This window comes from Delftia sp. JD2 (assembly GCF_001682645.1).
In the GTDB taxonomy this organism is placed as follows: domain Bacteria; phylum Pseudomonadota; class Gammaproteobacteria; order Burkholderiales; family Burkholderiaceae_C; genus Comamonas; species Comamonas acidovorans.
Map to the genome: position 1 here is coordinate 1 of NZ_LFJT01000122.1, position 4,483 is coordinate 4,483.

A 4,483-nucleotide genomic window follows, 5' to 3' on the forward strand; every position below is an offset into this window, starting at 1 on the left:
GGTAGTAGTGCTTGTCCAGTGCGTTGCGAACGTTCGTGCCGCCGATGGCGATGGCGATGGCGCAGCCCGCGAGCAGCGTGGCGATGGCGTGGGGCAGTCTCATATCCGTGTCTCCTTGTTCCGTGTTCTGGCATCCAGTATCGAAAGCCCGCTTTCCCGGGACTTGCCATTGGGGGACAGGCATTTGCCTTGTTGGGACAAATCCATGGCAACCCTGACCAGGGCAACCCGCGCATGTCGTGAATTGCAAAGCCGTTGGCATGAACTGCCAAGAAGCGGCGCGATGGCGTTCCTAGAGTCGATTCGTGGCGCAGGACCGCGCCAGCCCCACGACGAACAGGAGACCTCCATGCCCCGACTTCACCCCCATCCCTGCGGCCTGCACGCGCTGGGCCTGCTGTGTCTGACAGGCGCGGCCGCCGCCCAGGCGCCCAGCTCGGTCACGCTGTTCGGCGTGATGGACGCCGGCATCAGCCGCTACAGCGTGCGCAGCGAATCCTGGGACGCGGGCCCCGCGCGCTCGGCGCGGCAAAGCACCTGGGCACTGTCGCCCTCGGGCAACCTGGCCAGCCGCATCGGCATACGCGTCAGCGAAGACCTGGGCGGCGGCCTCATGGCCGGCCTGTGGCTGGAGGCGCCGGTGGCCAATGACACGGGCGGCGGCGTGCTCAACTTCGGGCGGCGCGCCACCATCAGCCTGTCCGGGCGCCTGGGCGAGCTGCGCATGGGGCGCGACCACACGCCTTCGTTTCTGAACGACTGGGCCTTCGACCCCTTCACCGTCAACGGCGTGGGCACCAACCTGATCGCCGTGGTCAACAGCAACCTGGCCATCGCCCGCGCGCTGGCCACGGGCGGCCTGCTGGGCGGCGGGCTGTCGGCGGGCACGGACACCTATCTGCGCGCAGGCAATTCCATCGGCTATTTCCTGCCGCCGGGCCTGGGCGGCGTCTACGGGCAGGCCATGTACGCCTTTCCCGAGAACAGCTCGAAGCGGGGGCGCTACGCGGGTGCCCGCATCGGCTGGGCCATGGGGGCGGCCGATGTGGCGCTGGGCTATGGCGAGAACACCCTGGGCACCTCGGGCGCCGGCGCGGAAAAGATCCGTTCGCTGAACCTGGGCGGCTCCTATGACTTCGGCCCGGTCAAGCTGTTTGGAGAATGGTCCGGCGTGCGCAACGAGCGGCGCGACGCCGGCACGCTGGCCGCCATCAACGACCGCTACCTGGGCGTGCTGGCCGGCGTGAACATCCCCGTGGGCCAGGGGGCGCTGCGCGCCTCCTATGCGCGCGTGCAGTTCAGGAATGGCCAGGGCCTGGCCGACGGCGATTCCTCGGTGAACAAGCTCGCCCTGGGCTATGTGCACCCGCTGTCCAAACGCACGGCGCTGTACGCCACGGTGTCGCGCATCAGCGTGGGCAACGGGCGCAACAACCCGGGCGTGATGGGCGTGACGCCGCTGGTGGTCAGCAACCCGGCCATCCTTCCCCAGCCCGGCTACCTGACCACGGGCGGCATGCAGCCGGCCGGCGCGCTCGGGCTGGACCTGGGCCTGCGGCTGATGTTCTGAACGGCCGTGCCAATCGTTCTGAACGGCCGTGCCAATAGCCGTGGCGCCCGGGTGCCCATCTTCGCCTGCGCTAATCTGCGCGGCATGAATGGATCTTCTGCATGGACCCTGGGTTGGCGCACCCTGTGGCGCGACCTGCGCGCGGGCGAGTTGCGCCTGTTGATCGTCGCCGTGATGCTGGCCGTGGCCGCGCTCAGTTCGGTGGGCTTTTTTGCCGACCGGCTGCAGGCGGGGCTGCAGCGCGATGCGCGCCAGCTGCTGGGCGGCGACGTGGTCGTGGTCGGCGACAACCCCACGGCGCCGGCCTTTGCCGAGCGCGCACGCGCCGAAGGGCTGCAGGCCCTGGAGACATCCAGTTTCCCGACCATGGCACGCGCCAGCGACGCGCAAGGCGGCATGAGCCGCCTGGTGGCGCTCAAGAGCGTGCCCGAAGGTTATCCGCTGCGCGGCAGCCTGCGCGTGGCCGATGCCCCCGGCGCGGCCGACCGGGCCACGCGCGAGATACCGGCGCGGGGCGAGGCCTGGGTCGATGCGCCGCTGCTGGAGTCGCTGGGCATAGGCGTGGGGGACATGCTGCTGCTGGGCGACGCCCAACTGCGCGTGGCGCGCATCATCTCCATCGAGCCCGACCGGGGCGCGGGCTTCATGAACTTTGCGCCGCGCGTGATGATTACCTCCGCCGACCTGGCCGCCACGGGCCTGGTGCAGCCGGCCAGCCGCATCACCTACCGCCTGGCCGTGGCCGGCGCGGGTGATGGCTCCGAGTCGGCCGTGCAGCGCTACCGCGTCTGGGCCGAGCAGCAGGCCAAGGCGCCCGGCGTGCATGGCGTGCGCGTGGAGTCGCTGGACAGCGGCCGCCCCGAGATGCGCCAGACGCTGGACCGCGCCGAGAAATTCCTGAGCCTGGTCGCCCTGTTGGCGGCCCTGTTGTCGGCCGTGGCCGTGGCCCTGGCTGCGCGCGGCTTTGCCAACAGCCACCTCGACGCCTCGGCCATGCTGCGCGTGCTGGGCCAGAGCCAGCGGCGCATTGCAGGGGCCTATACGGTGGAGTTCGTGCTGGTCGGACTGGCCTCCAGCGCCGCGGGCGTGCTGCTGGGCTGGGCCATCCACCATGTCTTCGTGCTGCTGCTGGCCGGGCTGGTGGAAACCGCCTTGCCCGCACCGGGCCTGTGGCCTGCGGCCTTCGGCGTGGGCATGGGGCTGACCCTGCTGCTAGCCTTTGGCCTGCCGCCCGTGCTGCAGCTGGCGCGCGTGCCGCCGCTGCGCGTCATGCGCCGCGACCTGGGCGCGCTCAAGCCTGCCTCGGTGGTGGTGCTGGCCGTGGGCGTGGCAGGCTTTGCGGCCTTGCTGCTGGCGGCCAGCCGCGACATCAAGCTGGGCCTGATCGCCGTGGGTGGCTTTGCCGTGGCCGTGCTGCTGTTCGCGGCCCTGGGCTGGCTGGCCGTGCAGGTGCTGCGCCGCCTGGTGCACGAGAGCACGGCGCCGCGCTGGCTGGTGCTGGCCACGCGCCAGATCGCCGCGCGCCCCGCCTATGCCGTGGTGCAGATCAGCAGCCTGGCCGTGGGGCTGCTGGCGCTCATGCTGCTGGTACTGCTGCGTACCGACCTCATCGGCAGCTGGCGCCAGGCCACGCCGGCCAACGCGCCCAACCGCTTCGTCATCAACGTGCAGCCCGAGCAGGCCGACGGTTTCCGCGCGGCGCTGGCCAAGGCTGGCGTCACCTCCTATGACTGGTTCCCCATGATCCGGGGGCGTCTGGTCACCGTCAACGGCAAGCCGGTCAGCCCCGACGACTTCAGCGAAGACCGCGCCAAGCGCCTGGTGGACCGGGAGTTCAACCTCTCCACCACGGCGCAGGCGCCCGCACACAACCTGATCACGGCGGGCACCTGGACGCCTGGCGCCAAGGGCGAGATCAGCGTGGAGGACGGCATTGCCGAGACCCTGGGCCTCAAGCTCGGCGACACGCTGGGCTTCGACGTGGGCGGCGTGCCCAGCGAGGCGCGCATCACCAGCCTGCGCAAGGTGGACTGGGGATCGATGCGGGCCAACTTCTTCGTCATCTATCCCGTGGACCACCTGGACGACGTGGCCGTCAGCTACCTGGCCGCCTACCGAGCGCCGGACGTGGCGGGCTTCGACAACGCCCTGGTGCGCGAGTTTCCCAACATCACCAACGTGGACCTGAGCACCACGCTGGCCCAGGTGCAGCGCGTGCTGGACCAGGTGATACGCGCGGTGGAATTCCTCTTCGGCTTCACCCTGGCCGCCGGCCTGGTCGTGCTCTTCGCCGCCGTCACCGCCACGCGCGAGGAGCGCGCCCGCGAGTACGCCATCATGCGCGCCGTCGGTGCCCAGGCGCGGCTGCTGGCGCAGGTGCAGCGCGCCGAGCTGGCTGGCGTGGGCCTGCTGGCGGGTTTCCTGGCCAGCTGCGCGGCAGGGGCCGTGGGCTGGGCCCTGGCGCGCTGGGTGTTCGAGTTCAACTGGACCGTGCCCTGGTGGGCTCCGCTGGCGGGGGCTGTTGCCGGGGCCTTGCTGGCCTGGATGGCGGGGTGGTGGGCGTTGCGGGAGGTGTTGAGGAGGCCTGTGATGGATACGTTGAGGCAGGTGGCTGAGTAGTTTGGGGCCAGGTCCGGGCCTGGTTTTTGACCCTGCCGGGTGGTTGTTTTTCGGGGCCGGGTTTCGGCCCGGCGGCCGACTCCCTTTCTTATCGCGCGATAAGAAAGGAAGCAAAGAAGCGCGCCCCAAACTGCCCACGACCCTTCGCTTCGCTGCGGGCGACCTGCGTTGAGCGGGATGCGGGGTGTGCCGCAGAACTCGCTGCGCGCTGGCGCGCTTCGCTCAAACAACTGCGGCAAGTCAGATGACGAAGCAAGCCTGTCCTTCGGCAGGCTTGCCACCCCGCATCCCGCC

2 protein-coding genes are annotated in these 4,483 nt (G+C 70.2%); both read left to right on the forward strand.

Going from position 1 to position 4,483, the window contains the following annotated elements; genetic code table 11:
- Positions 1–349 precede the first annotated feature (349 nt).
- Positions 350–1,570 carry a porin gene (locus ACM14_RS30020; protein ID WP_065348159.1) on the forward strand — a complete coding sequence of 407 codons (1,221 nt, stop codon included), beginning with the start codon at positions 350–352 and terminating at the stop codon, positions 1,568–1,570.
- 84 nt (positions 1,571–1,654) lie between these two features.
- Positions 1,655–4,189: an ABC transporter permease gene (locus ACM14_RS30025; RefSeq protein ID WP_065348160.1), complete on the forward strand. Its 2,535-nt coding sequence runs from the start codon at positions 1,655–1,657 to the stop codon at positions 4,187–4,189.
- Positions 4,190–4,483: the final 294 nt, after the last annotated feature.